Annotated in this window: 3 protein-coding genes; 1 reads left to right on the forward strand and 2 read right to left on the reverse strand. The window is 40.2% G+C overall.

Going from position 1 to position 5,405, the window contains the following annotated elements; translation table 11 throughout:
• The first annotated feature begins 210 nt into the window (after positions 1 to 210).
• Positions 211 to 618 (forward strand): hypothetical protein, encoded by a 408-nt coding sequence (locus tag DNJ75_RS14105; RefSeq protein WP_117004082.1) that lies wholly within the window; start codon positions 211 to 213, stop codon positions 616 to 618.
• 18 nt (positions 619 to 636) lie between these two features.
• On the opposite strand, the gene DNJ75_RS14110 is transcribed toward DNJ75_RS14105, so the two are convergent.
• On the reverse strand, positions 637 to 3,612 hold the full coding sequence (locus tag DNJ75_RS14110; RefSeq protein WP_117004083.1) for a conjugal transfer protein TraG N-terminal domain-containing protein: 2,976 nt from the start codon (positions 3,610 to 3,612) through the stop codon (positions 637 to 639).
• Positions 3,613 to 3,729: 117 nt separating this feature from the next.
• Positions 3,730 to 5,229: a conjugal transfer protein TraH gene (locus DNJ75_RS14115; protein ID WP_117004084.1), complete on the reverse strand. Its 1,500-nt coding sequence runs from the start codon at positions 5,227 to 5,229 to the stop codon at positions 3,730 to 3,732.
• Positions 5,230 to 5,405: the final 176 nt, after the last annotated feature.

Genomic DNA, 5,405 nt, shown 5'->3' on the forward strand with positions numbered 1-5,405 from the left:
AAAGGCTACACTAGAGAAGAACTTGATTTGTTGATGTCCAGTGACATGCCTGAATCGGTTAAGATTAAGATTTTAGCAAGTTATAATAAGGCTAAGGATGCACCTGTGTCAGATATCACTAATAAACCCTCAGATAATCTAATGAATCGACAGTGATATATCTTAGTTAACACAATAGACCATCTAACTTAATGCGTTAAGGGGGCTAATATGAATGACAATCAAAAAGAACGGCTTTTAAAAATTGCTGAAAACAATCCTGTATTGGCGAGAGAAATGATGGAGTTTCTAAAAGAAGACTCATCACATCGAGAACCAATTGCAGTTAAAATGGTCAAATCAGAAGAAGATAAGATTGAGATTACGGCGGAGCAGAAAAAGTATGCGATTGGCTATGTTACCAGTGTTTTTGTTGCAGTTTTATCTGGATTCATATTCATATTGTCAACGATAGTCTTAGAAGATGATACTGCTAACTACATCATGAGAAATTTTTTTGGTGCCTTTTTTGTCTTTACATTACTATGTGTTTTCTCCTCTTGGTTTTGTGCTTATAAAGCAGGAATGCCAACAATAAAAAACTTTATGAATAAGCATTTTAAGTTTAATTCTATGTGATTAGTCATTGGTGATTAATTATTTTTTATTCTTGCCAAACAAATTATTCCAAGCTTCTTTGCCAAGAGTAGCATTTTCGACAGCAGCCTTTTGGTTCAGCTTCTCAATGTCAAAGCTTTCTTCTCTTTTAGGCAATATAGATGCACCTTCATCTACTTTTCTTTTAACTGAATCAGAAAATATCGTCTTATCAAGCATCACTTCATCGCCATGTCCCCTTACTTTGGCGTCATTTTGATAAATCATTAATGCATCTGGATGCTCGAAATTAAAAGCGTTCGCAGGTTTGTTATAATCTGCAAACTTACCTTTAAACTCATGATCTTTAGGCATTATGCCAAGCTGTTTCATTAACGCAAAGTTATCACGATGCACCTGCTCCATCATCGGCATAGTCGATTGCATTTTTTCACCTTTGCGTTCATGTATTTGATATTTTAGCTCATCTTGCATACCACGATGTGCTTTTGTAACCGCCTGATCATTATCCGTTCGTGCTTGTTTCACTGCATCCCTACCCTGATCAACGTCACTCGATAGCTGATTAATGTCTGTTTGTCCTCTGGAGTCAATACTCGCTGAATTTTGTTTATACCAATCCAAATACACATCACTATTGGCAACCACAAAACTTTCCTGCGCTTTTTTGAAGAGTGGGTCACTCTGCTGACTAATATCACCTAACCAACGATCACGATTCTGTGGCGTATAATGATCATCTAAGTAATCCTTAAATTTTGGCATTAAATTCTCACTCATCGTAAAGTCATGGTTTTTGGCATAATTCGCTGCTTCTCCTGCTTGCACCGATAAATCATAATTGCGTTGTGCTGATTCACTGTATGCTTTGGCTTCACCAAAAGTTGATTGCAAAGACTGTCCTTGATCAACACCTACTGCTTTATCTAATGTTGCAACGTCTGACTTAGTGGCACTGGTAATGGTATCGATTGCTTCGCGATAAGATTTCGCCTCACTGGCAGATAAGCCAACGGAATTATTTTTAGTATCAGTGTTACTTTTATTTAAGCCACCTTTTGCATAGGCATTTGCAGAAAAAAACTTAAATGCTTCACCAGTACCAGCTTTAAATTCAAGACCTGCATCTCTATGCCACCCACTCATGCTCGCATTAACCTGATCCTGACTATAGCGATTATGAATATCCGCCACTGTTGAATACGCACTTGCCAATTGTGCCGTTTGACTGGTCGATTCACTCGATGCCACATAATCCTTTAACGCTTGCGTCTTGCCTGTCTGATTCAGATAATTTACACCACTATTAATCGTTTCGTTGAACATCTGCGCCTGTGCAAACGCTTCTTTTTCATACGCTGCCTGTGTACGTGATAAACCTGTCGATACCGATTCTCTTTGCATCATATCAAATGGCTGTCGATCAAGCATCGCCGTATTGTCATAAACAATGCCCCCTGTTGGTGTCTGATATTGACTACCCCCTGATAAACTCAAACGCATTGCGCCACCTGCAATCTCACTGGGACGAGTATGGTGCTGCGCAAATTGCAGATTGTTCCCCGTATGCGAACCCGTAGAGGTCGTAAATGCCGTTATATTGCCCTCACTCATCGCCGCTGCTCCTTTCTCAGCAGAGGCACCTAATGATGATGTCATACTTGTTGCAACGCCCATCATCGCATTGCCTGCCCCTACAATCAGCATTCTTGATAAGTAGGGCACAAATGCCAACAACCACCCCGTTGCCGCTGCATATTTCCATGTCAGTGCTTCTAACGCATTGATATTCGACATCGTAATGCCTGAATACCCCCCTGCATAAATACTTAAATGTACCGATAAAATCGATGTCATGATAAAATTCACAAACACATAAAAAATTCCCCATGTGCCTAGCCAGATTAATCCCCCTACATATTTCTTGGTAATATGCAGTAAATAGCCTGGAAAAAGTGACATGTAACCCACAGGAATAAACGCACATGCCATCAGTAGTACTAAAATGGTATGTAGCATCGGGATAAACTCCTGCGCCTGCATGCCCATTGATACCCATGCCGAGGTACGTGACATCTCACCCTGTACTTTACTGTAGTTTAATGCAGCTGCTGCGTTACCACTGGCACTGGTTAATACCCTAAAGCCATCACGCACGGCATTAATCGCTAAATTCTGCATCATAATGTTTTGTGCGCTGCCTGAGATATTAAAAAAGTGCTGATAGACATTCTGAACACTACTTTGCATTTCAACCAGATTTAATGCCTGATGATTGATATTGTATTTTTGTAAATCACCGAGATTGAGGGTTGCCTCGTTCTTAAAGGCGTTAATTAGCCATACGGTGGCAGTACCACAGTACGGAAAATCCTCAGCCCCTGATTCATCCGGATTAGCCCTTGGAATATGGACACGTGACACGCCATCACTAATACGATCTTTTAAGAACGTTAAAATATCAGGGGCATCATGCAACTGTTTAAACGTGAAGTTTTTTCTTAATTTGATTTCAGGATAGACACACTGTCGTAAATAACGGGCAAAGTAACCTAATAGCTCAGTATTGACTCTGGATTGATTCATTTGCTGAAAAATCGCCGAACCCCAGACCATGCCATATTTCTCATAAGCTAAATCGGCAGGTACGTGCATAATATCCTCTAAGCTATCGGTCACGTAATTCGATAATGCGGTGGTTGCAAATAACGGATACGCCAAACCAACGGGCACATGATCAACCGTGTATCTTGCCAGTGGTTTAGTGGTATCATGTATCATCACCGTTGTGCGAATATTAAATGCCATCGCTGTAATCAGGATATAACTAATCGTCCAAAACAGTACTTCCTTATAATCATGGCGCATCAGTAAACGACATAACACCACAAAGCCGCCAATCGTACCCATAAACCAAAAAAGGGTCTGACTTTGCTCACTTTGATAATAGGTCGCAATGGCATTGATAATATACTGTGCCACTTGACCTTGTGACGTAACAAAAATATCCAACATCACTAACTCCTTAAGTGGTTAGGAAATGAAACAAAAATAAACGGACAAAAATAAAAAAAGTAAAAAACTGAAAGGTCAAACTCTCAAAAAGTTATGAAAACATCAATCATTTTTACGTTAAAAAACTTTCTCAAAATAATAACTATCTTGTGTTTCGGTTGACATATGCCCGACAACCACACTTTCAACATTCAGGCTACGCATCACTAAATCTGATTTCTGCTGTAGTGCCTGATACGCGGTGTGATTAACGTGTCGTGTGATAATCATCTGGGCATTATCCAGATTTTTAATCAGCCACTTCATATCGTCATCTTTACCCAAATCGGTCATACTCAATGCTAAGCGTGCCTGACCGATAATCTGATTGATGTAATCGGTTAAAATAATACGCGCAATGATTTCCGCATACTCATGATATTCAGGCATCCATCCTGCCATCAGCTGTGTTTCAATCAGACGAAAAATGGGAAAGTTCACTGAGTTAATAATATTCTGCTGAGTAGCATCAAGCTTAGTATTGCTAATGATCTTTTCACCGATGGCTTCCAGTATGGCTCTAAGCTTTGGCACCATTGCTGAGGATTCTGCCACCGATAATAACTGAACACTGGGTTTTAGGCAGCGTTCAGCATTGCTATCATCACAGCGATAGATTTTGACCTCCTGTTTTTTCTGGTTTTTGTCTTTTAACTGACCATTGAGCATCAAATCAAATCCCGCACTTTTAGCGTCTTTAATTAACGGCTCTAGCTGTCTAAATTTAGAATCACCGCCGTTATTTGTTTCATTAATCAATGAGCCTGTCATGGTCATTACATATTCAGCAATTTCAGTGTTCGCTGATAAGAAGCCGTTCTTCATTAAAAAATACCACACCAGATTGCGATTTTGTTTGACCATGTCTTTAAGCTCTGGTTTGCTTTTAGCCTGTTCGGCTTGTGCTTTTGATTGCTCTGGTGAGCTACATCCCTGCTTAGAGGCTAAGAAACTGCTAAAGGCATTGGAATGCGTACCATATGTCTGACACAGAAATTTATTATTTTCTGAATTGGTAAACCAACCCGCAATACCACCGACTGCCATTTGTGCCGCCTCACAGGATGAGATATTTAAGCTGTTAATATCCTGTGCTAGCTTTTGCAGATAATCGAGTGCTGATTTAATCGAGGGTGCCCATGTCTGTAGTGCCAGTTGAATCGCAAAGGGCGTTGCATTTTGCATAATTGCCTGCCCCATTTGCGTCAATTCAGTCGCACTAACAAAACTAAAACCTCCCGTAAACAGATCAATGCCACCACAACCAAGCTTCACATTCGGTGCCTGAACATCTATCAGCTGAAGATTTTTCACAGGGGTACGAATATAGCCAGAACCTGCAGTAACATACCCACCTTGCTGATCAATGACTGCTTTACTACTGCTGATGTTAGAGGCATATCCCGTATCCGCTAAAAATGCCTGCATATCGTTACTGAGATTGGCATGACTGATATTAATGGCAATCAATGATACAAAGCAGGATAAACCCCAAACGCTACAATAAGCAAAAGTAATACCTAATTTATTTATTTTACTTACCGTCTTTGCCTTATTTACTTTACTTATTTTACTCATACTGCCCTCGCTTAATGTACATCATCATTGCTTTGGGTGCGTGTTCCCACATAAGCATCTGCCTTTTGCCGTAAACGATAATGCAATAACTCACGATTGATTGCCCCCTTTGCAATTAGTTCAAAATGTAGCGTGTGCTTGTTCTGCAAAAAGAGCACAGGGGTCAGTGCTGTGGC

Source organism: Cysteiniphilum litorale (assembly GCF_003428165.1).
Classification (GTDB): Bacteria; Pseudomonadota; Gammaproteobacteria; order Francisellales; family Francisellaceae; genus Caedibacter; species Caedibacter litoralis.

What these genes read in the sequence shown, in the direction of transcription:
- DNJ75_RS14105 (WP_117004082.1), top strand. Translation starts at nt 211, where the DNA reads ATGAATGACAATCAAAAAGAACGGCTTTTAAAAATTGCTGAAAACAAT.
- DNJ75_RS14110 (WP_117004083.1), bottom strand. Translation starts at nt 3,612, where the DNA reads ATGTTGGATATTTTTGTTACGTCACAAGGTCAAGTGGCACAGTATATT.
- DNJ75_RS14115 (WP_117004084.1), bottom strand. Translation starts at nt 5,229, where the DNA reads ATGAGTAAAATAAGTAAAGTAAATAAGGCAAAGACGGTAAGTAAAATA.